Annotated in this window: 22 protein-coding genes; 9 read left to right on the top strand and 13 right to left on the bottom strand. The window is 61.8% G+C overall.

Going from position 1 to position 24,091, the window contains the following annotated elements; all coding sequences use genetic code 11:
- The first annotated feature begins 212 nt into the window (after nt 1-212).
- Both NET03_RS10860 and NET03_RS10865 read left to right on the top strand, forming a co-directional pair.
- Nucleotides 213-881: a haloacid dehalogenase type II gene (locus tag NET03_RS10860; RefSeq protein WP_252128945.1), complete on the top strand. Its 669-nt coding sequence runs from the start codon at nt 213-215 to the stop codon at nt 879-881.
- A gap of 11 nt (nt 882-892) precedes the next feature.
- A complete protein-coding gene (locus NET03_RS10865) occupies nt 893-1,855 on the top strand; it encodes a PfkB family carbohydrate kinase (RefSeq protein ID WP_252128946.1) in 963 nt (320 codons plus the stop codon).
- 189 nt (nt 1,856-2,044) lie between these two features.
- Here NET03_RS10865 and dcd read toward each other — a convergent pair whose 3' ends face one another.
- From dcd to NET03_RS10880, 3 genes are all read right to left on the bottom strand, one after another.
- Nucleotides 2,045-2,560, bottom strand: coding sequence for a dCTP deaminase (gene dcd / locus NET03_RS10870; protein WP_252128947.1), 516 nt, complete (start codon nt 2,558-2,560; stop codon nt 2,045-2,047).
- A gap of 88 nt (nt 2,561-2,648) precedes the next feature.
- Nucleotides 2,649-3,953 carry an amidase gene (locus tag NET03_RS10875; protein WP_252128948.1) on the bottom strand — a complete coding sequence of 435 codons (1,305 nt, stop codon included), beginning with the start codon at nt 3,951-3,953 and terminating at the stop codon, nt 2,649-2,651.
- Entirely contained in the window at nt 3,950-4,153 is a 204-nt protein-coding gene (locus NET03_RS10880; protein ID WP_252128949.1) for a hypothetical protein, read from the bottom strand. The genes NET03_RS10875 and NET03_RS10880 overlap by 4 nt, the downstream gene beginning before the upstream one ends.
- Before the next feature lie 542 nt (nt 4,154-4,695).
- Here NET03_RS10880 and NET03_RS10885 point away from each other — a divergent pair.
- Nucleotides 4,696-6,126 carry an aminomethyl transferase family protein gene (locus NET03_RS10885; protein WP_252128950.1) on the top strand — a complete coding sequence of 477 codons (1,431 nt, stop codon included), beginning with the start codon at nt 4,696-4,698 and terminating at the stop codon, nt 6,124-6,126.
- Between the two features lie 468 nt (nt 6,127-6,594).
- Here the strand turns inward: NET03_RS10885 and NET03_RS10890 are convergent, their stop codons facing one another.
- The 3 genes from NET03_RS10890 to NET03_RS10900 form a co-directional block, all read right to left on the bottom strand.
- Complete coding sequence (locus NET03_RS10890; protein WP_252128951.1) at nt 6,595-7,713, bottom strand: NDMA-dependent alcohol dehydrogenase; 1,119 nt, start codon at nt 7,711-7,713, stop codon at nt 6,595-6,597.
- A gap of 623 nt (nt 7,714-8,336) precedes the next feature.
- A complete protein-coding gene (gene mftD, locus NET03_RS10895) occupies nt 8,337-9,566 on the bottom strand; it encodes a pre-mycofactocin synthase MftD (RefSeq protein WP_252128952.1) in 1,230 nt (409 codons plus the stop codon).
- Between the two features lie 509 nt (nt 9,567-10,075).
- Complete coding sequence (locus NET03_RS10900; protein WP_252128953.1) at nt 10,076-11,191, bottom strand: NDMA-dependent alcohol dehydrogenase; 1,116 nt, start codon at nt 11,189-11,191, stop codon at nt 10,076-10,078.
- Nucleotides 11,192-11,469: 278 nt separating this feature from the next.
- Here NET03_RS10900 and mftA point away from each other — a divergent pair, with 278 nt between their 5' ends.
- From mftA to mftF, 4 genes are all read left to right on the top strand, one after another.
- Nucleotides 11,470-11,628 (top strand): mycofactocin precursor MftA, encoded by a 159-nt coding sequence (gene mftA / locus NET03_RS10905; RefSeq protein WP_252128954.1) that lies wholly within the window; start codon nt 11,470-11,472, stop codon nt 11,626-11,628.
- The gene (gene mftB, locus NET03_RS10910) at nt 11,613-11,903 is read left to right on the top strand and encodes a mycofactocin biosynthesis chaperone MftB (protein ID WP_252128955.1); all 291 of its coding nucleotides are present in this window, start codon (nt 11,613-11,615) and stop codon (nt 11,901-11,903) included. Before mftA ends, mftB begins: the two co-directional genes overlap by 16 nt.
- Nucleotides 11,893-12,990: a mycofactocin radical SAM maturase gene (mftC, locus tag NET03_RS10915; RefSeq protein ID WP_252128956.1), complete on the top strand. Its 1,098-nt coding sequence runs from the start codon at nt 11,893-11,895 to the stop codon at nt 12,988-12,990. Before mftB ends, mftC begins: the two co-directional genes overlap by 11 nt.
- A 91-nt stretch (nt 12,991-13,081) precedes the next feature.
- Nucleotides 13,082-14,650, top strand: coding sequence for a mycofactocin biosynthesis glycosyltransferase MftF (gene mftF, locus NET03_RS10920; protein WP_252128957.1), 1,569 nt, complete (start codon nt 13,082-13,084; stop codon nt 14,648-14,650).
- A gap of 228 nt (nt 14,651-14,878) precedes the next feature.
- Here the strand turns inward: mftF and NET03_RS10925 are convergent, their stop codons facing one another.
- Nucleotides 14,879-15,994: an NDMA-dependent alcohol dehydrogenase gene (locus NET03_RS10925; protein ID WP_252128958.1), complete on the bottom strand. Its 1,116-nt coding sequence runs from the start codon at nt 15,992-15,994 to the stop codon at nt 14,879-14,881.
- A gap of 699 nt (nt 15,995-16,693) precedes the next feature.
- On the opposite strand from NET03_RS10925, the gene NET03_RS10930 reads away from it, so the two are divergent.
- Nucleotides 16,694-17,293 carry a CDGSH iron-sulfur domain-containing protein gene (locus tag NET03_RS10930; protein WP_252128959.1) on the top strand — a complete coding sequence of 200 codons (600 nt, stop codon included), beginning with the start codon at nt 16,694-16,696 and terminating at the stop codon, nt 17,291-17,293.
- 217 nt (nt 17,294-17,510) lie between these two features.
- Here the strand turns inward: NET03_RS10930 and NET03_RS10935 are convergent, their stop codons facing one another.
- Nucleotides 17,511-19,121: a DUF2207 family protein gene (locus tag NET03_RS10935; protein ID WP_252128960.1), complete on the bottom strand. Its 1,611-nt coding sequence runs from the start codon at nt 19,119-19,121 to the stop codon at nt 17,511-17,513.
- Nucleotides 19,122-19,509: 388 nt separating this feature from the next.
- Between NET03_RS10935 and NET03_RS10940 the strand changes: the two genes are divergently transcribed.
- On the top strand, nt 19,510-20,724 hold the full coding sequence (locus NET03_RS10940; RefSeq protein WP_252128961.1) for an NAD(P)/FAD-dependent oxidoreductase: 1,215 nt from the start codon (nt 19,510-19,512) through the stop codon (nt 20,722-20,724).
- Between the two features lie 21 nt (nt 20,725-20,745).
- Here NET03_RS10940 and NET03_RS10945 read toward each other — a convergent pair whose 3' ends face one another.
- From NET03_RS10945 to NET03_RS10965, 5 genes are all read right to left on the bottom strand, one after another.
- A complete protein-coding gene (locus NET03_RS10945) occupies nt 20,746-21,084 on the bottom strand; it encodes a rhodanese-like domain-containing protein (protein ID WP_252128962.1) in 339 nt (112 codons plus the stop codon).
- Nucleotides 21,085-21,206: 122 nt separating this feature from the next.
- Nucleotides 21,207-22,601 carry an MBL fold metallo-hydrolase gene (locus NET03_RS10950; protein ID WP_252128963.1) on the bottom strand — a complete coding sequence of 465 codons (1,395 nt, stop codon included), beginning with the start codon at nt 22,599-22,601 and terminating at the stop codon, nt 21,207-21,209.
- Between the two features lie 11 nt (nt 22,602-22,612).
- A complete protein-coding gene (locus NET03_RS10955) occupies nt 22,613-23,014 on the bottom strand; it encodes a DUF302 domain-containing protein (protein WP_252128964.1) in 402 nt (133 codons plus the stop codon).
- An 85-nt stretch (nt 23,015-23,099) separates the two neighbouring features.
- On the bottom strand, nt 23,100-23,297 hold the full coding sequence (locus tag NET03_RS10960; protein ID WP_252128965.1) for an FmdB family zinc ribbon protein: 198 nt from the start codon (nt 23,295-23,297) through the stop codon (nt 23,100-23,102).
- 5 nt (nt 23,298-23,302) lie between these two features.
- Nucleotides 23,303-23,656 (bottom strand): ArsR/SmtB family transcription factor, encoded by a 354-nt coding sequence (locus NET03_RS10965; protein WP_252128966.1) that lies wholly within the window; start codon nt 23,654-23,656, stop codon nt 23,303-23,305.
- Between the last annotated feature and the right edge of the window lie 435 nt (nt 23,657-24,091).

Here is a 24,091-nt window from a genome sequence, read left to right on the forward strand (position 1 = left end):
GTGGAGCGGCAGGGCCGGCGAACTGGTGTTATGCGCCTTCGACCGTGACGGCTGTGCATTGCCCCTCCTGACGCGTTCACGGATCCTCGGCCCAGGTGTGACGGATAGTCAGTGGGCCAGGAGTGTACACAGTGCGCTCCCTGTCTGAACAGTTGCGTTGAGCGGCACAAGAGCCTACGATTCGACTCAATGCATGGTGCGGAGGGTGGCATTTGGCTGAGCGGGCGATTGAAGCAGTCGTCTTGGACGTGTATGGGACGCTGTTCGGATTTGGGCGGCTGGTGGAACGGGCGCGGGCGATTGTTGGTGATCTGCCTCTCCTTGACCACTGGAGGACGAAGCAACTGGAACAGAGCTTTCTCCGGACAATCCTCGGAGAGTACGTCGACTTTTGGACGGTGACAGAGGAAGCACTCGACGCCGTCTGTGCGCAGCTCGAGCTGGAACTCATGCCGGAGGAACGGGAGCACCTGTTGCACGGGTGGCTGGAACTCGACCCGTTCCCAGAAGTGTCGGGGGCGTTGGAACTCTTACGCGAGCGCGGGCTGCGCCTGGCTGTTCTCTCGAACGGGAGTCCAGCGATGCTCGAGTCGCTCCTCCAACACGCCGAACTCGATGCGCTTTTCGAGGTGGTCTTGAGTGCGGATGCGGTGCGCCGTTACAAGCCCTCGCCCGCGGTCTACGCGCTTGTGCCGGCGGCGCTCGTGGTACCGCCGGAGCGAATCCTGTTCTGCTCGGCCAATGGGTTCGATGTGGCGGGTGCGCTCCGCTTCGGCTTTCAGGTCTGCTGGGTGAACCGGGGCAATACGAAGCTCGATGCGCTCGGGAAGCAGCCACACTTCACGGTGCACTCTCTCCTGGAGCTCGTGGAGTACCTGTGAGAGGGGCGGACGTGCGCTGGGACATGGCGAGTTTTGGGGAGACGATGATCCGCCTCGCTGTGCCGGTCGGAGAGCGACTGGAGACAACGACTCGCCTCGACGTAGGGATCGGCGGTGCGGAAGCGAACGTGCTGGTGGCACTGGCCCGGCTTGGTCGTCGGACGGCGTGGGCATCCGTATTGCCGCGCAATCCCTTGGGAGAGCGGATCGCGCGGGAACTTGCCTGGCATGGGGTGGACACGTCACTGGTTCAGTGGGTCGAGCAGGGACGCGTGGGCGTGTACTTCCTCGACACGGGAATACCGCCGCGCCCAACGATGGTGCTCTACGACCGGGCCGGATCGGCAATAGCCGCTGTTGATCCCGAGGCGTTTCCCGTCGAGTGGACCGCAGAAACTCGCTGGCTCCACCTGACCGGGATCACGCCGGCCTTAAGTGAAGGATGTCAGCAACTTGCGTGGAAGCTCCTCCTGCGGGCTCGAGCGTTGGGTGTTCCCGTCTCGTTCGATGTGAATTATCGGAGTCGGCTGTGGAGTAGCGAGGAAGCGGCACAGGCTCTCGCGCCGTTCTGTGCTCAGGCAACGGTCCTCTTGTGTGGTGAGGGGGACGCACGAACGCTGTGGGGTGTCGATGGGGCACCAGAGCAGATTGTAGCTGGTCTGACCGAGCGGTTTGGTGCAGCAGTGACGGTCGTAACACTGGGCGATGGTGGAGCCATCGCCCTGACGCGCGATGGGAACCTGGTCAAGATCGGCGCACTGCCTGCCACGGTTATCGACCGGGTAGGAGCAGGAGATGCGTTTGCTGCCGGTTTTCTCCACGGTTATGTGGATGACGGCGATCTTGAGCGGGCGATGCGTTACGGAACGGCATTAGCCGCCTTGAAGCTCACGGTGCGTGGGGATCTGGCCCTCGTCACGGCTGCGGAACTCGAGGCAGCACTCCGAGATGTGCGAAGAACCATCGTGCGGTGAGGAGTCCTGCCGCGCAATGGATTGCTCTCACCAGCGGAACGCTTCATCGCACGCTGACCAGCAGAGCCTCTTGCTGCACTCGTGCATGTGGGATCTACCGACGGTACAGGCCATCGCTGGGCCGCGCCACGAGCAACGTGGAGAATGGTGAACGGCACTGCTCTCGGCCTGAGGGTGCTATGTGAGACCTCAAGGATGCTCCTGGCCCTGGAAGCGTCCGGTATAGCGGGCGTGGCCGACACATTCTTCGAGGATGATCTGGCAGATGCGAATTCCCGGACGAATGGCAAGCGGGATGGGGCCAGCGTTGTTCATCTCCAGCACCTGGCGCGTACGGACCATGCCCGGCTGGATGAAGTTGGCGGTCACATGCACCATGAGCCCGACACGGGCAAACCGGCTGCGTCCCTGGATCCAACCACAGATGTAATCCGGCAACGTGAGTCGTTCTTCGGTGATGCCGAGCACTGCTTGGCCTGGGAGGAGGAGCAGGTGGTCGTCAACGGTCACGAGCTCGGTGACCTCACGGTGATCGGTGTCCTCGGTCACATGGAGAATTTCCCGGGCATGGCGGAAGAGGCGGAACTCACGACCGAGGTGGAGATCGATCGAGGCCGGACCGACCTGTGAAGGGTCGAAGGGTTCAATGACGATCTCACCCGCCTCAATGAGTCGAAGAATTTCTGGTCGCGTGAGGACGCCCATTATCTGGCTCCGTTCGTGACGGTCAGCTGAGTCCCACAACGCTGCGATATCTTGCCGAATCTCTCAAGGGTTGCCCAAGCTATTTGGGTTAGGTGAGTGGTGGCGGTGGAAGGCTGGGAAGGATACGCTCGCACCAGGCAGCGACGTGGAGGAGATGGCGGTCATGAGCGTAGCGAGTGACGAGTTGTATGGCGAGGGGGAGCCCCTCGCGTGTCAATCCGCTGGGGACGGAGATTGCCGGCGTTCCCAGGAGTGTCCAGACAGCTTGGAAGCGGCGATCACCGGTTGTTTCACGGCCTGGCGCCGGACCAGAGGCAGTGGGAAGCAGGGCCGCGTCGGCCTGGGCGAGGAAGGTGTCGAGTAGTGCTCCCAAGCGCCGGCGCAGGCGTCGCGCATGCAGGAGTGCGCCCGACGGGATCAGCTGGCCTACCTCGACTGCCGAGCGCAGGCGCGGCCCGTAGGCGTCTGGATCGCGCTCAAGCATCTGTTGGTGGAGCGCACCCATTTCGGCGAGCATGATGACGTGATGGACAGCCAGGAGGAGTCCCACATCAACCGGCAAACGCCGCTCCTCAACGCGAGCGCCGGCCTCGCGGAAACGACGAGCCACATCTAGGACGTGCTCGGCCACCTCCGGCTCAGCGAGTTCGAGAAAATCGACAAGGAGGAGGAGACGTGGTGGCTCGCTCAAGAGCGGAAGCTCAAGACGTTGGTGCGCGCAGAGGGCGACGTAGACGTAGGCTGCGTCTTCCACCGAGCGGATAAAGAGGCCGAGATGGTCGAGTGTCCAGGCGAGGGGGATCACGCCGTCGAGAGGAAGCCAGCCGAGGCTCGGCTTGAAACCGACGACCCCGCAGTAGGCCGCGGGGCGAAGCACAGAGCCGGCGGTCTGTGTGCCGACGGCAAGGGGGACTTGGCGGGCAGCGACAGCTGCGCCCGATCCGGAACTGGAGCCACCGGGGGTGCGTTCCGAGTTCCAGGGGTTGCGTGTCGGTGCCGGATCAGCGAACGCGAGCTGGGTGGTGTGGGTCTTGCCAAGGACAACTGCACCAAGTTCGCGGAGGCGCGCGACGATTGTCGCATCGGCCTGAGCGGGGCGATCAGCCAAGGGTGCGAAGCCGGCACGGGTCGGTAGGCCAGCGACATCGATCACATCCTTGAGGCCAACGGGAACACCGTGGAGCGGGAGGACGGTACCGCGGGTCGCGAGTCGATCAAGCCGCTCGGCCTCGCGGAGTGCGCCATCGCGATCGATCTCGGCCCAGGCCTGGAGCGTGGGTTCGGTGCGATCGATCCACTCGAGGAGCGCTTGGACGAGTTCGGTGACACTCAGTTCTCGTTGGCGGATACGGAGCGGGATCTCGCGAACAGAAAGCTGGATCAGTGCGGTCATGAGCGGTCAGCCCTTTCGATCGGGAAATCGACCGGTGACTCAGCCTGAAAGTTGAGTGGCTCGCTGAGTACACGAGCAACGGCCTCGGCCATGGCACGGAGTTCGTCCGTGAGGACAGCGGCGCGCTCAGAACCGAAGCGGAGTTCTGCGCTCGTGCGGAGGATCGTGAACCACTGGTCGCTGATGCGTTCGGTGGCCATGGTCGGACTCCCTCCCACTCCACAACAACGCAGGGAGTGTGAGAGGAGAGCGGGGTGATTGTCAAGGGTGGGGGGATTCTCGCCGGCTCGCTGCCGATGATTTTCTGTGTGTAACCGCTCGCCCGGATGCATCTCATCGAAGGAGCGTGCCGAACTCCTCGACCGACGCATTCGGACGTGTTCTTCGCAGCGCCTGTCTTGCGGCCCGAAGGAGCCCCCAACGGCTCCCTTCGCTGGGTGAGGTCTCTCTTCGGAGTTGGTGCTCTGCAGCTGGTGGAACGCGTGTGTCGGCGCGGGGCACCCAGGGCGAGCTGATGTCGTGCCAAGGCAAGGGCAGAGAAGGAAACCGGTTGTGCGGTTCGCCAGCGTGAATTAAGCTATAACCTGAAGACTCTGTAGGACACAGGAGAGAGTGATAGTGGGGGAGAGCGGGCCAAGGCGCGCAGGCCCAGAGGATGAGCGCCCGATGGCAGCCCGTGGACCACCAGATCGGCAGGCGACCGAGAGTCACTTTGGCCTGACGTACGAAGAGGGGGAAAGCGATGACTGCTGCACAGGAGCTCCGGTCATTGCAGCATCTCATCGACTCGGTGCCGAATATCGTGGATTACCTCTGTGGGAACCAGAAAAGCGCGCTGACCCCCTTTCTCACCTTGCTCCAACCATCACCCCAGGTCTTGCCCGAGTTCACCAATTGGCGGGATGAGCAGCGGTCCTGGTGGGAGTCGGTTGGGCTCTCCGACCAGTCGTTCCACATGGTGAACCTTTGGGTGCGCGGGCGCGACGCGGTGCGGCTGCTGGAGTCGCTTGGCGTCAATAGTTTCAAGACGTTTGGGCCAGGGAAAGCGAAGCAGTTTGTGGCCTGTGCGCCAAGTGGGCACATTATTGGAGACGCCATCCTGTACTGTATCGAACCAGAAACCATGCTCCTTGTTGGTGCCGATATGACAATGAACTGGATTAAGTACAACGCAGTGACAGGTGGCTTTGCTGTCGCGATCGAGGAAGACCCGCTCTTTGCGTTGAATCCGTCTGGACAACGGACAGTGTATCGCTTTGAGATCGAAGGGCCGAACGCGACACCCTTGCTCGAAACACTGATCGGTGGGCCGATCCCGGAGATCAAGTTCTTCAACTTCGTTGAGCTCCCAATTGCTGGTCGTCCGGTGTGGGTAATGCGGCACAGTATGACCGGTTCGCCGGGGTTCGAACTCTCCGGGCCGTGGGAGGACCGAGAGACGGTCCTCGACGCCCTCTTGGAAGCTGGGAAGCGGTTCGGTCTGCGGCGACTGGGGCCACTTGCGTACTTCACGAATGCGTTGGAGTCTGGGTGGTTCGCTGCTCCCTTGCCAGCTATCTATACCGGCGAGGAGCTCCGGCCGTACCGGGAGTGGCTGCCAGCGACCTCGGCCGAAGCCACCCGGGCGCTTGGTGGGAGCTTCTATTCGCCGAACATTGAGGACTACTATGTCACCCCTTACGAACTCGGGTATGAGCGGATGATCAAGTTCGACCACGAGTTCGTGGGCCGACCAGCCCTCGAGCAACTGCGCGAGCGACCGCGACGCCGAAAGGTGACGCTGGTCTGGAATACCGATGACGTGTTGGCCCTGATGCGTGCGGCACTTTTTGACGACGGTACACCAGCAAAATACCTTGACCTGCCAGTGGCCCAATATGCAGTGTGGAAGTACGACCAAGTGCGAAACGTGCGAGGAGAAACGATCGGGATCTCGCAGTGGACCGGATATCTCGCAACCGAGCGGCGAGTCGTTTCGCTTGGCCTGGTGCAAGAGGCAGATGCTACACCAGGGACCGAGGTGGTCGTGGTATGGGGCGAAAGCGACGGTGGGGAGCGAAGCCAGCCGTGGATCGAGCGGCACCGGCCGTTCGAAGTACGAGCGACTGTGGCTCCCGTACCGCTGAGTCGCGTGGCGCAGGAGTACTGGGCGCAGGTAAAGGGGCGTCGCTAAGAGGCGGTTTGGCAGGGGACGGTGCTTCACCGTCCCCTGCCAGATCCCTCACACGTTCACGGGCTTAGCGACATACACGGACGAGCTGCGCGTCGTTCCCACTGGTGCTGTTCTGGGTAACGATGAGAGAGCCCTCGGGAGCGAAGGCGAAGGCGGTCGGCATGACCAGCCCGGTCAGCAGCAGTGGCGTGTCGGTGCCGTCCGGAGCGAGTACCCCAAGTGCGCCCTCGACGAGGCCTTCCTGAGCTGCAAGAAGACCATTGTCAGCTCGGTTCGAAGGATGGCGTGGATGATGACGGAGCGCGCCTTGGGAGCAATCTCTTCGGTTTCTCTCATGGCAGAAGAAAGATCGGGGCAACTCGGATAGCCGAGCCACCCCGATCGAGGGCCGGGTCACCTCGCGAGGAGTGTGCATGGTTGAAAGCTGGCGGAGCTTGCGACGCGATCCGCCAGTGTCAGGCGGCGTGCTTAGTGATCGAAGAGCAGTACGCCGCGGATAACGCGTCCTTCGACGACGTCACGATATCCCTCGTTGATCTGCTCGAGCGTATAGGTCTTCGTGACGAGTTCGTCGAGCTTAAGTTTGCCCATCCGATAAAGTTCGAGGAAGCGCGGGATATCGACCTTTGGATTGGAATGTCCGTAGATGGTTCCTACGATCTCCTTGGCGAGGAGCATGAACTCACGAGGGGTCACATCGATGTGGTCCATACCGCGGCCGGAGGCGCCAACGATAACGGTGCGACCGGCCTTGCGCGTGACTTGAGTTGCGAGCCCGACGTGCTCCGGCTTCACGTGGTCGAGGGTGAGCAGCACCTTGTCGCAACCGACACCGTTGGTGATCTCCATGATCCGCTGATAGATATCCTCGCGCGTGGCATCAATGGTGTGTGTGGCGCCGAATTCCTTGGCCTTTTCCAGCTTCCACGCGACGCGGTCAACAGCAATCACCCGAACTGCGCCGGCAAGGACTGCACCCTGCACCGCGTTCATGCCCACGCCACCGACCCCGATCACAGCGACCGTATCACCGGGGCGGACGCCACCGCGGAACATCGCCGCACCGGCTCCGGTCGGGACAGCGCAGGCGACAAGGCAGGCCTTGTCGAGCGGGATATCGGGGTCGATCTTGACGACGGCGTCGGTCGGCGCGACTGTCCACTCGCTGAAACAACCGATCATCGCGAACTGGCCGACATCCTGACCGTCCTTGGTGTGGAGACGGAAGGTGCCGTCAAGTTGCGCCCCAAGCGTCACGTTCGCGCCGCGATCGCAGAGGACGGGGATCCCGCTCAAGCACCACCGGCACTTGCCGCAAGGTGGGATGAAGGTCAAGATGACATGGTCCCCCGGCTGAAAGTCGGTCACACCGGGGCCGACCTTCTCGACGACACCGGCTCCTTCATGGCCAGCAACGATCGGGTATCGACCCGGGCTGTCACCGGTTGCAAAGTACCAGTCGGAGTGGCAGAGACCGGTTGCGACGAGCTTGATCAGGAGTTCGCCTTGCTTGGGCTCGTCGAGTTCGAGTTCCTCAATCTCGAAGTGTTGTGTCGGCCCCCAGAGAACGGCTGCGCGGGTCTTCACCGAGGTCCCCTTTCTGCCCACACGAGCGCGGCTGGTTCGGCGCAGCAGGTGAGCACGATCGCGTTCTGCACTAGGCGTACGGTAACATCAGTTCTGAAGTGTCGTCAATGGAAGTGTTCATAATAACAGAACAGTGGAGGATTTTTCTGCATGATTTCCACTGCAGCGGCGCGATGTGCGCTGGCCCCGCGGAGGGTGTGCACCGGCGTGGACGAATCATCCCGGTTTGGGGCTGAAGATGGGGCGGAGCGCTCGGTTGGTTGTTCGCGCGCGTTGGTCTGGTTCTTGGCTCTGCGCTTGCATCCTGTTGAGGTCGGGGGACACAACGGAGAACCTCTGCCAGACTCTCTTCTGCGGAGACAGCCTCGGCTTCTTTCCCTTCGAGGTCGTCATCGTGGGGGAAGGAGCTGACGAGTCGGTGCTGGTATGACCGGGCCGACAAGGTGCTGCAGTGTTTCTGTCCATCGCAGAATCATTGCAACAGGGTGGGGGCTCCGGATCACGGTTCTTCGGACGAGTTTGGAGCCTGAAGCAGTGCCCTGTTAGAGGAGAGGGATGAGAAAGCGGGTGCTTGTGTGGAGAAGGGGGGTGAGCCCCGGCCCTACGTGGGGGACCGGGGCTCATTAGACCGGCAGCGGGTGAGCGCTCGGCTCCCGGCAGCGCCAATGGGCGACGGAACGTGCTGGGCCGGCGATGAAGCCGGGTGGGATCACAAGGTCGCTTGGGCAGAGTTCATGGATGGAAGACTTGCCGATGCCGAGAAGGGTCTCGTCGATACCACTGCGGAGCAGTTCCAGCACGTTGCGGACACCGGCTTCTCCGTTGGCGGCGAGCCCCCAAAGATAGGCGCGACCGATCAAGACAGCACGAGCACCCAGAGCAAGCGCTTTGACGACATCGCTCCCGCGGCGGATGCCGCCATCCAGGAGAATCTCGAGGCGGTCGCCAACAGCCTCGACGATCGTGGGAAGGACGCGAATCGAGGCCGGTGCACCGTCGAGGTTGTTCCCACCGTGGTTAGACACGGAAATGGCGTCTGCGCCGATCTCAGCCGCGCGCCGAGCGTCGTCTGGATGCAGGATACCTTTCAGGATGAAAGGACCGTCCCACTGCTCGCGCAGCCAAGCGATGTCGGACCAGGTTGGGGATGGTGTTTGCATCCATTCGAAATACGCCTCGAAGAAAGTAGGCGGTCGCTGCCCCGGAAGCGCGAGGTTCGGCACGGTGAGATCGGGTAACCTCCTGCGCTTGAGATACTCCCACAGCCAACCGGGACGGGACAGGGCTTCGGGAGCGAGCTTGAGCATATTACGGAGCGTGAGGCGGTCGGGAATGAAGGGGCTACCCCAATCGCGGCGAGTGGCAAAGGACCAATCGAGCGTGACAACAATCCCCTTGGCACCGGCAGCCTTGGCGCGTTCCAGGATGGCGCGGATGCGCTCGCGTGTCCCAAGCCAATAGATCTGGAAGAAGGTATGCGGATTGGCAGCGACGACCTCTTCCAGCGGCTTACTGGCAAACGAACTCAGGATCATGATTGTACCGGCTGCGGCTGCGGCACGAGCGACAGCGACCTCGGCATCCGGGTGAATCGCCTGCACACCGGTCGGCGAGATGAGCACCGGGAGGGAAATCTCGAAACTGAGGACCGTCGTCGCAAGATGACGCTGTGTGGGTGCGGCGGCAACACGCGGGATGAAGCCGAGTTCGGCGAAGGCCGCAACATTGTCGCTCAGGGTGACACCGCGCTCACTCCCCGCGAGGATGGCTGCGTAGACTGACGGGGGAAGTCGCTTCTTCGCACGACGTTGAGCCTCAGCAACCGACTCAAACCATTCACGAGTGCTCGCCATTGCTCCTCCTGCATCGACAAAATGCTTCGTCATCCCGACGCAGCAGCGACACCGGCTACCCCGGCAGCTGAATGCGGTAGCACACGGGCACCGCGCGAAAAAGTTGCCATATGGTTCTCCATGGCGCGCGACAGCCTTGAGGGTGACCATCGAAAGACAGCAAGACTGCGGCGCAGATGCAGCCCAAACCGTGGCGTGATTGTTTCGTGAGGACGTCCGTGTGGTGCGTGGCGAGCGTACCAGGAGGTACCGGACTGGGGTCAAGCAAGAGGGGTGCCGTGAGCTCGTTCGCCGCATAACCATGGTGACCACGCTGGCTGGTGCCGACATCCGGGAGTGGGTGGGTCGGACTACCTTGGCAGATGGATCGCCCCCGACCTCTGGGCGATGCACGACCGACGGAGTAGTCAGTCGAGCTGGCTCCTGCCCGACAACAGGGAGCTCCACTGGGGAGTCTCCCAGTGGAGCTCGGTAGGAGGATTAGGAATGAACCAACTACGAGATGTTGCTTAGTCGAAGAGGATGACACCGCGGATGACCCGTCCTTCCAGGAGGTCGGCGTAGCCCTGGTTGATTTCCTCGAGGCGATAGGTCTTGGTGACGAGTTCATCGAGCTTGAGGCGGCCGGCGCGGTAGAGCTGGAGGAGGTAGGGGAAGTCGACGCGGGGATTGACGTGGCCGTAGAGGGTTCCGACCACCTCCTTCCCAAGGAGCACCAAGTCAGCCGGCGGAACCTTCATGGAGTCGGTCGCGATTGGCGCCAGACCGACCACGACACAGCGACCGGCTTTGCGGGTGGCGCGGTAGGCGAGGCCGATGTGCTCGGGTTCGACGTGGCCGATGGTGACGATGGTCTTATCGGCGCCGACGCCGTTGGTGAGGTCGAGGATGCGCTGGACGGGGTCCTCGTACTGGGCGTTGATGGTGTGGGTGGCGCCGAATTCCTGGGCGGCTTCGAGCTTCCAGGGGACGAGGTCGACGGCGATGACCTTGGAGGCGCCGGCGAGGGCGGCGCCCTGGACGGCGTTCATGCCCACGCCGCCGAGGCCAAATACGGCAACCACTTCACCGGCCCGGACCTCACCGCGCTTGGCGGCGGCACCGACACCCGTGGGCACGCAACAAGAGACCAAACAGGCGCGGTCGAGTGGAATATCGGAGTCAATCTTCACGATCGCGTCGGCCGGGGCGACTGTGTACTCGCTGAAGCAGCCGATCATGGCGAACTGGCCGACTTCTTGGCCGTCCTTCGTGCGGAGGCGGAAGGTGCCGTCGAGCTGAGCACCGATGGTTGCACCGGCGCCTCGGTCGCAGAGGACCGGGAGACCGGTGAGGCACCAGCGGCACTTGCCACAGGGCGGGATAAAGGTGAGGAGCACATGGTCGCCAGGCTGCACTTCAGTGACACCGGGGCCGACCTTCTCAACGATGCCGGCGCCCTCGTGGCCGGGGACAATGGGGTAGCGGGCAGGGTGATCGCCGGTCGCGAAGTGCCAGTCAGAGTGACAGATGCCGGTCGCAACCATTTTGACGAGGACTTCTCCAGCCTTGGGTTCATCCAGTTCCAATTCTTCAACACTAAACGTCTTGGTGGGACCATGCAGCACAGCTGCCCGCGTCTTCATAGGCTCCCCCTTTCGCAACATCTCCGACTGACCAGAATCCTCTCATTGATTGTTGAGTGAGAGAGAACTAGTTTTGTTCAAAGTATAGCAGATAATCGAATGGCTGTCAACCCTTCCGTGCACGGGCGAGAAGGGGATTCACCGACATAGGTTCCGGGTAAATAGAGACTTTCCTCGGAAGACGAGCGTTGACACCTTCGAGACGCCTGGATATACTCCGGCTGACATTCCGAACATGTTGGGTGGTTAGGGAAATGCGCGGAGAAGGGAGCGGAAAGATGGAGCCGATGGTGGAGGTGCTGGTGGAGGAGCCGAAGACGGTGGTTGAGGAGCAGTCGGCTGCGACGCTCTCGGCCGAGACAGAGGAGTCAGCCGAGCAGCTGGTGGAGATGCTGCTCGCGGAGATCACGATCGACGGCATGTGCGGGGTGTACTGATCGAGTCGGTGCGCTGGGAGAACCGCACGAGGCTTGCCCGGACCGCGGCGCTCCGGCCGGAGCCGTTTGGGGCGCTGGCCTATACCTACCATGAGCGCCGATTATTCTTTATCCCGCCCTGGCTTGTTCCCTTTGTCGAGGGTACTGGGAATGAGACAATCGCCGAGGTGGCGCAGCGCCTGCGGGCAGCGGGCATCCTGCCAGAGGACGCGGGAGAAAAGATCCTGCCGCTCCTGGAGGGGCTGCGTCGCAGGGGGGTCATCGATGTGGACTGACGTGCTGCGTCGTGGGTTGAATGCGCCGATCTGCTTGACCTGGGAAATTACCTACGCCTGCAACTTCAACTGCGTGCACTGTTTGTCCTCGTCTGGCAAGCGCGCGCCCGATGAATTGACGACGGAGGAGGCCAAGCGGCTGATCGATGAGTGGGCCGCATTGCGGGTCTTCTACATCAACGTTGGGGGTGGAGAGCCGCTTGTTCGTCCTGACTTCTTCGAGCTGATGGAGTATGCAATCGCGCGCGGGATCGGCGTGAAGTTCAGTACCAATGGGAGCCTGATTGACGAGTCTGTCGCAGACTGGATCGTGCGGACACCATATCTCGACGTCCAGATCAGTCTCGATGGGGTGACTCCAGAGGTGAATGATGCGATCCGAGGCGCAGGATCGTATGCGTTGGCACGGCGAGCGATGGAGCTCCTGGCAGCACGCCGGTTCCCCTTTAAGATCAATGTTGTGTTGACGCGACGGAACTTCGAGCAACTCGAGGACTTCTACGCGCTCGCCAAGTCGTATGGAGCACAACTCCGGGTAACACGCCTACGACCATCGGGGCGCGGGCGCGAGGTGTGGCATGAACTCCGCTTGACCCGAGCCCAGAGTCGCCAACTGTACAGTTGGCTCGTCAATCATCCCGATGTGTTGACAGGAGACTCGTTCTTCCATCTCTCGGCGCTGGGGCGGCCGCTGGAGGGGCTGAATCTCTGCGGAGCCGGTCGGATCGTCTGTTGTGTCGATCCACGCGGTGACGTCTATGCCTGCCCCTTCGTCCTGACTGAGGAGTTCAAGGCAGGGAATGTCCGTGAGCGCTCGTTTACCGAGATCTGGCGTGATTCGCCGCTCTTCCAGCGATTACGTGAGTGGGAGGCTGGCTCAACCTGCCAAGCGTGCTCCGCGTATTCCCGCTGCCAGAGCGGGTGCTTCGCGGTGAAGTACTTCACCGGAACGCCGCTGGATGCACCAGATCCCGAGTGTGTCTTTGCGCCCGAGACTGGACCGACCGATATCGTTCTGCCGCTGCGTTTGCACCCGCGTCCGGTTCGGAGCCCACGACGGGTCGCAGTCACGCCGGCAGCGCAGTGACCTCCGCAGTCGTCCAAGGTGAGGAGCGGAACGCTCACGGTCCTTCCACCTTGGTCGGCTCAGGTGAGCGGTGAGGGGCACGAAGTCATCCGTGAGAGTCCGCAGCCAAGATGACGGAGAAGCTCCACAGTGGCATCCTGACGGTGCGGTGACGATCACAGCCCGTTGTTACATCGATCCTTCTGCGCGCTGTCTCGCCCAAGGCGAGACGGTGTGGATTGTGGCCGACCGACCACTCCGCGCATGGCGAGTGCATCCCAAGGTTGGCCGCCTGCTCGAAGCACTCCGGATGAATCCGGACGTGGAGCATGCGTTGCGGACTGTTCCAGGACTGCGACGCGAGCTGGCGCTGGAGCTCCTGGAGCGGTTCGCCGATGAGGGACTTGTGCGCTTGGAGTGGAGCGTTTCGGAGGATGTGTTGCCACCAGTAACCGTCGTGATTCCCGTGCGCAACCGGCCGCGGCAGCTCCAGGCATGTCTGGCCGCGCTGGAGCGGCTGGATTATCCGCATGATCGGCTGGAGGTTCTCGTCGTCGATGACGCTTCGACGGACGAAACACCAGAGCGCGCTGCGGCATGGTGCGGGCGGCTCCCCCTGCGCGTGATCCGTATGCCAGTCCGCGTGGGAGCGGCTGAGTGTCGCAACCAAGGGGCTGCAGCGGCACAAGGGGAGATCGTCGCCTTCACCGATAGCGACTGTCTACCGCATCCGTACTGGTTGCAAGCACTCGTTGTGGAGTTTGTCCGCCCGAGCGTAGCAGCGGTGGGAGGTGCCGTTCTGCCGGCGGATGAGCAGAGCTGGCTTGATCGGTACGAAGCGGTGCAATCGCCGTTGACACATGGGCCAGTACCGGCCCGGGTGCGGCCGCGCGGTGCAGTGCCGTATCTGGCAACAGCGAACGTGCTGATGCGGCGACGAGTCCTCCTCGAGTTAGGTGGCTTCGCACGTATCCATCCTGGTGAGGATGTGGATCTCATTTGGCGGCTCTGCGAGCAGGGCTGGCGGGTGCTGTACCGTCCGAATGGGGTAGTCTACCACGACCACCGTGACCGTCTTTGGCCGTTCTTGCGTCGTCGAGTGGCCTACGCGACGTCGGAAGTTGTGCTTGTCGAGCGACATCCTGCCTACCGGCATGTGCTCACCCTCCCTCTTGCCCTGCTGATGAGCGTCGGTTGGGCTTTGGCGAGCTGGCGTCGTGGACGATGGCTCCCGGTGTTCGCGCTGCTGCCAATACTGGCGGAGCTGGTGAGTGCGATGAGAAGCGTACGGCACGCGGGAGCACCAATTGGTACTGGGCGTCTCTTACAAGGGGAACTCCGGGGAACGGCAGCAGCAGTCTATTGGGTGGGAAGAACAGTAAGTCGATACTACAGCTGGGCAGCACTGATCACCGGAGCGCTCACGCGGCGCAGGGGCGTGGGCCAGTGGCTGCTTGCCCTGGTGGTGATGAGTCTGACTGGAACAGCAGTGGTCGACTATGTCCGCAAGCGACCGCGTCTTGATCTGGTCCGCTTCGTTCTCGCGCACATACTTGACGATCTTGCGAACAACGCAGGGCTTCTGGCTGGCTGCCTACGCTACCGAACAGTGCGTCCCATGCTTGTCGCACTTTCGTTCTACCGGCCACGTGGGGCGCCACGTCGGGAGCGGAGCCGCTAGGTCGCGGGTACCGAGTTCACGGACCGTCGGCGCAGGTGCGTCCTGGCCAACACGCAAAGCTTGTGTGGAACCGACTTCGTCATGCGACTTCGAGCATCCCGTGGTTCTGCTCGGTCAGGACTGGGGGCGGCAGATTACTCTGTGCGCTCCCTATTGTGCCGTGGCGTCGCGCCAGCCTGCGAGACCGCGGGGGAGGTGCAACGCCACTGCCCATCACCGGAGTGTCGGTTAGTCGAAGAGGATGACACCGCGGATGACCCGTCCTTCCAGGAGGTCGGCGTAGCCCTGGTTGATTTCCTCGAGGCGATAGGTCTTGGTGACGAGTTCATCGAGCTTGAGGCGGCCGGCGCGGTAGAGCTGGAGGAGGTAGGGGAAGTCGACGCGGGGATTGACGTGGCCGTAGAGGGTTCCGACCACCTCCTTCCCAAGGAGCACGAGATCTGCTGGTGGGACTTTCATCCACTCGGTGTTTTGCGGAGTAAGCCCCACCACAACTGTGCGCCCCGACTTGCGGGTGGCGCGGTAGGCGAGGCCGATGTGCTCGGGTTCGACGTGGCCGATGGTGACGATGGTCTTATCGGCGCCGACGCCGTTGGTGAGGTCGAGGATGCGCTGGACGGGGTCCTCGTACTGGGCATTGATGGTGTGGGTGGCGCCGAATTCCTGGGCGGCTTCGAGCTTCCAGGGGACGAGGTCGACGGCGATGACCTTGGAGGCGCCGGCGAGGGCGGCGCCCTGGACGGCGTTCATGCCCACGCCGCCGAGGCCAAATACGGCAACCACTTCACCAGGACGCACTTCGGCACGCTTTGTGGCGGCACCAAATCCTGTCGGCACACAACAGGCAACAAGACATGCCTTGTCCAGGGGGATATCCGGCTCGACGCGGATGAGTGTCTCCACAGGAGCTACAATATACTCGCTAAAGCACCCAATGCCAGCAAGCTGTCCGACGTCCCGTCCATCCACAGTATGCAAGCGAAAAGTCCCGTCGAGCAGTGCACCGCCGGTGATGTTCGCACCACGATCACAGAGGACAGGGAGACCGGTGAGGCACCACCGGCACTTGCCGCATGAGGGAATAAATGTCAAGATGACATGGTCACCAGGCTGCACTTCAGTGACACCGGGGCCGACCTTCTCAACGATGCCGGCGCCCTCGTGACCTGTCACAATGGGATAGTTGGTTGTGAAGTCGCCGGTGGCGAAGTGCCAATCGGAGTGGCACATGCCGGTTGCCACCATCTTGACCAGGACCTCTCCGGCTTTCGGCTCGTCAAGTTCGAGTTCTTCCACCTGGAACTGCCGAGTGGGCCCATACAAGACAGCAGCACGGGTCTTCATGTGTCCCCCTTTGCCCATAGCCGCATACCAACCTGCTCGAGATATGGATCCGACGAAGGAGACTTCTTCAGTACTATAGCATCGAAAAACCGAAGCTGTCAATCATGCCTTGGAGAAATCGCCTGGAAAGCTTGGAATATCCACAGTTGGTATATGCTCCATTGACGTCACAGCGAGGGTATCCTCGCGTGTGGTTTGCCCGTGTGACCGCTGATGGTTATGCGGGGGCTGTGGTCTTTCCAGCCTCACAAACTGTTACGCCTGCGGAGTCCTTGGCGACGGGTACTCCTCCTTGGCAAGGTGAAGCGCACAGAGACGCGGCACCAATGGCGTACCGGACACAGGGAGAAGAACCCTCCATGGATGTCCGCTTGGTTTGAAACTCGCTGAGTGCACTCCGCAGGCAGGGTGATTGGGCTGTCTCCTGTTGCAGCTGCGTGGCGATCTGGGATTCTTGGGCCATAGGAAACACAGCTCGACTGAGCCGCTGTGCTTGCCTACCCGACAGGAGAAGGAACATCGGATGAGCTCCTCGTGGCAGGGAATGCAGGAGGTTCTGGCATGATGCAGTGGTTTCCTCGCAGAATGAGAGCGTTGTCCGGAGAATCTTTGGCGCTCATCTTGCGCCCGGGCACTTCCGCAACGCTATAGTTGCTATCAGGCTGGCGGATGACGTTGCAGAGGACCGGAGGAGGGACGGTGAGCGAGGTTCGGATCACGGTTCGGCAGAATGGCCCGTACTACGTCCAAGGCCGAGTTATTCTGGTTGACCACGAGGGAAACGAGATTCCCTATGAAGGTGAAGAACTCTGGCTGTGTCGCTGTGGTGGCTCATCCAAGAAGCCGTTCTGTGACGGGACGCATAAGCGGATCGGCTTTCGTGGTGACCTTGGGGTGGAGGTGCGTCGGCGCAAAAGTGAAGTGTCAGGCGAAGGCACGGCGGCGAGCATGGCGACGACCCAGGGGGAGCGTCAGGAGAACACAGATTTCGTCGCCGTCATGCCTCTGGCCGAGGTGCCGGAGGCTACGATCGTCCGCTTTGAAGTTGACGGTGAGCCCCGCATTCTCGTGCGCTATGGCGACCGGCTGTACGCCGTGTATGGAATCTGTACCCACGAGGAAGCGGAACTGGCCGAGGGTGATCTCGAGGACGGGATTGTGTATTGCCCATTGCATGGGTCAGGGTTCGAGCTCGCTACCGGACGTGTCGTCTCACTCCCAGCGACAGAACCGCTGCCGGTGTACGAGGTGCAAGTCCGCGACGGCATGGTGTACGTGTCGCGGCGGCCACGGGGATGAGCGAAGACACAGTGGCAGCCAAGTTGCCCCGCATCTCGGCCTGGTTTAAGGAACGAGGCAACAAGTTGCTGCCCGCTGCTTTTTAGCCTGTTCTGCCTCGGTCGGCGTGAGGGGGCTTTGCTGGGCGTGCTGTCCTAGAAGGTGGCTGGAGACCTGCCAACTCCTGCTGCCCAGAGGTGATCACAAGCTCCCCGCTGCAAGACGTAACGAAGGCAGATTAGAAACTCCCGCCCGAAGCTGCGCTACCACTTGAGGCGCCGCCGCCATCGCCACTTGTATCGCTTGTTCGGCTGGACGAACCAGACAGGAGGGTCGTCTCCACAGTCTTCCAGAATTCGTACAACAGGAGATCACCTTCGTTATCCGATACTGACTGGTCTTTCTCGAGCCAGATCGGCACGTACCCGAGCAGATGTGCTGCGCGGAGATGAACGTCAAGGTCTTTGCGGATGCCGAGCGCGATCGCGTACGGAAGCAGCCGGTCGAGATCCAGAGTAGCGACTCGTTGGCGTGTCGCTTGCTTCACTCCCCTTATGAATCCGTGCCAGCGCATCGCTTCCTCCTTGCCCTGGCTCGTCGTCTCATGGAGCAAGTCAGCGACAACAAGCCACAGAAGGCCACTCGGAAGAAGCGCAAGAACACCGATCCCACCGGACGGGGTCTCTGCAAGCAAAAAGACCGCCAGAGCAAGGACGCCGAGCAGTAGACCGATCACGCCGGGAATCAAGAAAGCGATGCGTCGACGGCGAATGTTCGGATCGAACCAACCGCGGCGAATGAGTTCGGCACGGATCGCCTGTTGAGCGCGAGGCCAGTTTTCCCAAAGGGCGGAGCGTAGAGCCTGTACGGCCACAGGCACCTGTCCGGCAAGCGGCTTGAGGCTGTCCCAGACCACACGCTCATAGTCTGACTGGACAACCTGTGGATCCCGAAGAGCAATATGGACCAGCGGCTCGGCTGCAGCGTCTGGGAACTTTCGATGGACCAAGGCTAGCGAGCGACTCGGTAGTGTCTTGGGAACGGGCTGGAGGCTCAGCGCACCACGCCGTGCGAGATCAAAGAATGTCGCGATCATCAAGTCAAAGATGACTCGTCCCCGGACAAGTGCTCCGGCGAGCGCTGGCGCGAGATCACTTGGCGGCTCAGTCGTTGTCAGAGGAGGAGACCGTCGTGCGGGTCGTGGAATCCTCATCCACAACACGGCTCCCCAAGCCAGAACCACGATAGTGGCAACGAACCAGATCAGGTTGAGGTTCTGATGCGCGAGGGTATCAGCCATGCGCTGGAACCAATTCCGCTGCTGGGGTGGGGGACCGACCGTAAGGTTCCGGTGAATCGCATCGAGACCCACAGCAATACCTGCCGCAAACCGACCCTCGCGCAGTGCTGGGAGCATCTCTGCGGCAATCCGATCGAGCTCGTGCTGGCGAAGAACACCGCTGCGCACATGTGCCTCGCCAGCGACAATCGCAAAGTGGCCGTGCCGCGGATCGTTTGGCTGAAGATTGAAGAGCAGCACCACGCCATCGCGCGCTCCCGGTGCGGACTGGATGCTCCAAGCATCCATGAGTACTCGGGCATCAGCCACGGTCTCCTCGAAGGACGCATCATGGAGCCGCAGATAGACGACGATTGGTGCACCGACCTGGTTGATGGCCGCGGCGCGCCGCTCAAGATCGGTTATCTCAGCTGGTGTCAAGACAGCTGCCCGATCATAGACGTATCGTCCAGGTTGGGGAGAGCCGAAGTCGTTCGCTCCGCGCGCTACCCACGGGAAGGGGATCACTACTCCGAGGAGGAGGATCAGGCCAAGAAACCAGCGACGCACTGCTCACCTCAAGCGACTCCGCACACACCCAATGAAGTATCAACCGCGATCTTCCTTGAGTCAACAAGGAACACTTTCTTCACAACCACAGTGCTGCTTACCGCAAACCATGGGTAGTCTCCATCGCCTAACCGTCGTCTTCCATTGACGGAGAACGCAGGTCGTCAGTTGAGCGTCACCCAGAAGGTTGGGAACGTGCGACAATGTTCTTCCGGCGTGGAGGATGCACGATCTCCACCGCCCAAGTCTCCCTGCTAGGGCATACTGTGGGCATCGTCTGCTGCGGAGTCCCTCGGAGAAGGGGACCCTCGTCCAGGGGGGTAGCGCCGGAAACAACTGCGGTAAGTGCTGCGGAACACAGTAGTGCTCCACAACAAGGGGTAGTGTCATGCCTGAGACGTGCTTGGTCATCGGTGCCGGAGTTGCAGCGTTCGGCTTTGCCAATGCGATTCGTGATGCTGGATACCAGGGACGATTGATTATCGTCGGGGCAGAAGAGTCCCCCCCGTATGAGCGTCCTCCGCTGTCAAAGGCGTATCTCCTTGGGAAGAAGCACGAGGATGATCTGATCTATCGACCACTCTCGTTCTACGAGGAACGCGGGATCACGCTTGTGCTCGGTGAACGGATTGCCTCTCTCGACCTTCAGGCGCGCTCAGCGCAGGCGGAGAGTGGAAAGACCTACCATTTCGATCAGCTGGTGCTGGCAACGGGAGCAAATCCTATCCGGTTACCGATACCAGGAGCTGAACTCCCTGGCGTGCGCGTCCTCCGGTCAATGGCTGACGCGCGAGCGTTACGCGACGACCTCCACCGCGTTGAGCGGGTATTCGTGATTGGGGGTGGGTTCATTGGCTGTGAGGTCGCAGCAAGCGCCCGGACGTTGGGGAAACAGGTGACGCTGGTCGAGACGATGCCAGTGCTGCTTGGACGAGCGTTGGGTGAGCAGATCGGGAGTGCAATCGCCCGTGTGCACGAGCGCCGCAGTGTTGTCCTGCGCTTGGGCCGGCGGGTCGAAGCGCTGGAAGGGCGGGCGCGGGTGGAACGTGCCATTCTGGACGACGGAACGGTGCTCCCGTGTGATCTTGTGGTGGTTGGAATTGGAGTTCGGCCAGCCCTGCCGGCTATCGACGGCGACCTCGAGATCGACAACGGCGTGGTGGTTGATGCGACCTGTGCCGCGAGCGCTCCAGGTGTCTGGGCGGCGGGAGACGTGGCACGTTGGTGGCATCCAACGATCCAGCGAGCCATTCGAGTGGAACACTACGACAACGCACTGGCAATGGGAGCGGCCGTTGCCAAGGCGGTGGCAGGACAGCCAGAGCCATACGCTCCAGTGCCATCGTTCTGGTCGGATCAATACGACCTGACCATTCAATATTACGGTTATCCTGTGGAATGGGATGAGATCATCGTCCGAGGCGATCTCGACGAGCCGGCCTTCACGGCTTTCTACTTGGCCAGTGGTCGGATTTTTGGTGCAGTAATCGTGGGGCGGCCCAAAGATATGCGGCCGGCCCGCCGACTCGTTGAGCGGTTGGCGCAGGTCGACCGAGCAGTGCTGAGTGATCCAGAGGTCGACCTGCGCACGCTCCTTTCTTGACGCTGGAGAAGGTCGACGAATCTAACGTGTGACCGGTAGACCGGTACGTGTCCAGGCAATCATGCCGCCGGCGAGATTGGCGACACGAGTAAAGCCTGCCTGTTGAAGGATCATAGTGGCGTAAGCGCTCCGGTTGCCGCTCCGGCAGACAAGAATAAGTTCGCGATTCGGGTCGAGTTCGCTCAGACGGGCAGGGAGCTCGTCGAGCGGAACGAGGCGCGCTCCGGGAATGTGCCCGGCCCGCCATTCATGGGGCTCGCGCACATCGATGATGAGGGCTCCTGACTGCTGGCGAGCATGCGCTTCAGCTGGCGTGACTTCTGGTACACGAAACCGACTAAGCAGACGACCCAGCACCATCTTCTCCCTTCCAAACAGGGCGCACGAAGCGACACGAGCGTAGGAACCTTGGGCAGAGCATTGCCGCCGCTGGGGCAAGGCCCAGGCCTGACCTTGCCCCACGGCGATCCAGTCAAGGCTCGTTACACGGCGACTGCAGCTCCGCGCGTGACCGGATGGCCAGCTCCACGCCAGGCGTCCATACCACCCTCCACCGACCAGACGTGTTCGAATCCATGGGCCTGGAGCAGACTTCCAGCCAGGACACTACGCGCACCAGCGCCACAGACAAAGACAACCGGACGAGTTGGATCCAAGGAGGCGAGTTCGTTCGGTAGCCGATAGAAGGGGATGTGCCGTGCCCCAGCGATGTGTCCCTCGACCCATTCGGATGACTCGCGGACATCAACGAGTTGGAGGAGTGGCTCGTTCTCCAGCCATTGGGCCAGCTTCTGAACGGTGAGCAGTGCGAGCGTTTGGTACGGGTAGCCAGCACGCTCCCACGCGGGCATTCCTCCGGCCAGGTAACCGATGACTTGGTCATAGCCGATCACGGCCAGCATCTGGACGGCGCGGAGTGCATCCTCCTCGCGGTCGACGACCAGGACAAGCGGTCGATCGGGTGGCACAACGAGGCCGACACGGTTCTGGAACTGGCCGCTATCCAGGGCAACCGAAATGGCCGCTGGGATGTGGCTGGCGGCAAATGCTGCTGGCGAGCGAATATCAAGGAGAACCGCACCAGCTTGCTGCAGTTCGCGCACTCGCGCTGGAGCCAGTGGCGTGGCCGAGCCGATCCGCGGAGGCTCCGCGCCACGATTGAGCTCAACAATTCGCGCCAGGTTGGGTGGGCGCTCCGGCAAGTTCTCATTCATGAAGCGAACGAATGCCGCGCGGTCACGAATCTGTAAAGCGCGGTTATGGCGCTGCTCAAAACCGATTGTGGTACCGGTCATCCGATTGTTCACGCGGCCACAGAGCGATCCAGCCACATGACCAGGAAAAACGAGCGTTCCGGGTGGGAGTTGGAGCAGACGCTGGTGAAGGGAATCGAACAGCGCCGCTGCACCTTCAAATCCGTCGATGGCCAGGTCGGGGCGAGCGACATCGCCGACGAAGAGGGTATCACCAGTCAGGACCAGCCACGGTTCCGGAGCCCGCGAGCGGTCGATGACGGCGATGACGATATGCTCGGGACGGTGGCCCGGCGTGTGGATGGCACGCAGCACGACCTCACCAAGCTCGAGCTCGTCACCGTCACGGAGCGGCAGGTGCGGGTAGGCGACGCCGGCCAGTGCGGAGACAGCGATCGTCGCGCCGGTGGCAGCGGCGAGCTGGTGATGACCGGAGACGTGGTCGGCATGGTTGTGCGTCTCGACGATGTAGCGGAGCGTCAGTCCCTCGCGCTCCAAGAGGTCGAGGATCTCCTCGACCATGTCGATGCGTGGGTCGATGACGGCGGCTAGCCCCGCATCGGTGGAGCCGACGACGTAGGCGGCACAGCCGATGTCGGTGCGGAGGATCTGCTGGAAGAACATCGTTCCCTCCTTCACGAGGCCTCAAGTGTCTGCAAGGCACGCTGGAGCCGAGTGCGTGCTTCGGCAGCCAGCTCGTCGAGCGCGGGATTGCCGACAATGCCAAGCATGGCTTTGGGATCAGCAATTTCCACGCGGGTCTTACCATCCACTTCGCGGACGACGACATTGCAGGGGAGGAGTAGGCCAACCTCTCGCTCAGTCTCAAGCGCTCGATGGGCAAGGGGTGGATTGCAGGCACCGAGGATCACGTAGCGCTCCATGTCGAGACCAAGCTTCTGGCGCAGCGTCTCTTTGACGTCGATCGTGGTCAGGACGCCGAACCCTTCGCTCTTGAGCACCTCCTGTACCTTGGTCAACACTTCGTCGAACGGCTTCTCGAGATCGACCCCGAAGCCGTAACGACCTGTGAACATCCTGTCAGCCTCCTTCCCATTCTGTTCGACTCGACCTCGGTTCGAGTTTGGAGCGAGCCAACGGCTCGCTTTACCAGCGGATTGCTCAGCCGCCGCCGGTGGAGCAGCTGGCACTGCTGCTACTGACGCCGTCAGCCGTGCGGGCGGCGAAGGCCGAGAGCAGGCGCTCCGTCTCATCTGCACCGCAGTTGGGGCAGACGATCGGCTGCGCGGCCTGCGAGAGCCGGATGAGCTTCTCGAAGCGATAGCCACACCGTTGGCAACGATACTCATAGATTGGCACCGATCTCACCTCCGTTCACTGAGGACTGACTCGGCGAGTTCTCCCTGGCGGAGCAGCTGATCGAGCAAGAGCGAGCGGGTCAGGTGACAGGCCTCCAGGATGCGAGAATCAGTCAGCGAGTAGTGCATCTCGGTTCCGACCCGCTGGGCATGGACAAGACCACGCTGACGCAACACCGCGAGATGCTGGCTGATCTTGGCCTGTCGCTGCCCGGTGGCTTGGGCAAGTTCCTTGACCGCCTTTGGCCCCTCTCCGAGAAGCTCGATCAGCTCGATACGGGTTGGATCGGCGAGTACTTGGCAGAGCATCGCCTGCAGGCGATAGAGCTCGCGCCGGCGCTCGTGTTCATCGAGATACAAGGGGTAACCCTCCTTCCGAGGCTTCCTGTATTCGAATGCGCGAATATTCTAATGCCTGGAGGGCCATTGTGCAAGGGGATGCAAGTTCCGTGCGGGAGACGCGTTGATCGAGCACAAAGGCGCTGCGGAGCGCTGTGCGTCATCGTGGTTCCATCGGAGGAAGGACGATGCGTGCGTTACCTGGAGCGTGAGGTGATTGCAGATGAGAGACAGAGGGGGTCTGGCATGGAATCGCGGCTTGCAAATGACGAGAGATCCTCATGCTGTATCGGGTCGTGGCACGTGATTGCAGAGCGAGGAGGTACGCCCCTTCACCTCACAGAGGAGCTACCTTTTGGTGTCGATTAGGCATACCAGGACGCTGAGGTACCCATACACGCGTCTCGGTAGCGGATGATCCAGTCCATCCCGCAGGCTGGTCATCCTGAAGGACGA

This window comes from Thermomicrobium sp. CFH 73360 (assembly GCF_023806465.1).
GTDB lineage: Bacteria > Chloroflexota > Chloroflexia > Thermomicrobiales > Thermomicrobiaceae > Thermomicrobium.

Coding starts and splice junctions, on each gene's coding strand:
- NET03_RS10925 (WP_252128958.1), bottom strand. CDS start 15,994: ATGAAGACCCGTGCTGCTGTCTTGTATGGGCCCACTCGGCAGTTCCAG.
- NET03_RS10880 (WP_252128949.1), bottom strand. CDS start 4,153: ATGGCCACCGAACGCATCAGCGACCAGTGGTTCACGATCCTCCGCACG.
- NET03_RS10945 (WP_252128962.1), bottom strand. CDS start 21,084: ATGGTGCTGGGTCGTCTGCTTAGTCGGTTTCGTGTACCAGAAGTCACG.
- mftA (WP_252128954.1), top strand. CDS start 11,470: ATGGAGCCGATGGTGGAGGTGCTGGTGGAGGAGCCGAAGACGGTGGTT.
- NET03_RS10885 (WP_252128950.1), top strand. CDS start 4,696: ATGACTGCTGCACAGGAGCTCCGGTCATTGCAGCATCTCATCGACTCG.
- dcd (WP_252128947.1), bottom strand. CDS start 2,560: ATGGGCGTCCTCACGCGACCAGAAATTCTTCGACTCATTGAGGCGGGT.
- mftC (WP_252128956.1), top strand. CDS start 11,893: ATGTGGACTGACGTGCTGCGTCGTGGGTTGAATGCGCCGATCTGCTTG.
- NET03_RS10940 (WP_252128961.1), top strand. CDS start 19,510: ATGCCTGAGACGTGCTTGGTCATCGGTGCCGGAGTTGCAGCGTTCGGC.
- NET03_RS10875 (WP_252128948.1), bottom strand. CDS start 3,953: ATGACCGCACTGATCCAGCTTTCTGTTCGCGAGATCCCGCTCCGTATC.
- NET03_RS10950 (WP_252128963.1), bottom strand. CDS start 22,601: ATGTTCTTCCAGCAGATCCTCCGCACCGACATCGGCTGTGCCGCCTAC.
- NET03_RS10900 (WP_252128953.1), bottom strand. CDS start 11,191: ATGAAGACGCGGGCAGCTGTGCTGCATGGTCCCACCAAGACGTTTAGT.
- NET03_RS10955 (WP_252128964.1), bottom strand. CDS start 23,014: ATGTTCACAGGTCGTTACGGCTTCGGGGTCGATCTCGAGAAGCCGTTC.
- mftD (WP_252128952.1), bottom strand. CDS start 9,566: ATGGCGAGCACTCGTGAATGGTTTGAGTCGGTTGCTGAGGCTCAACGT.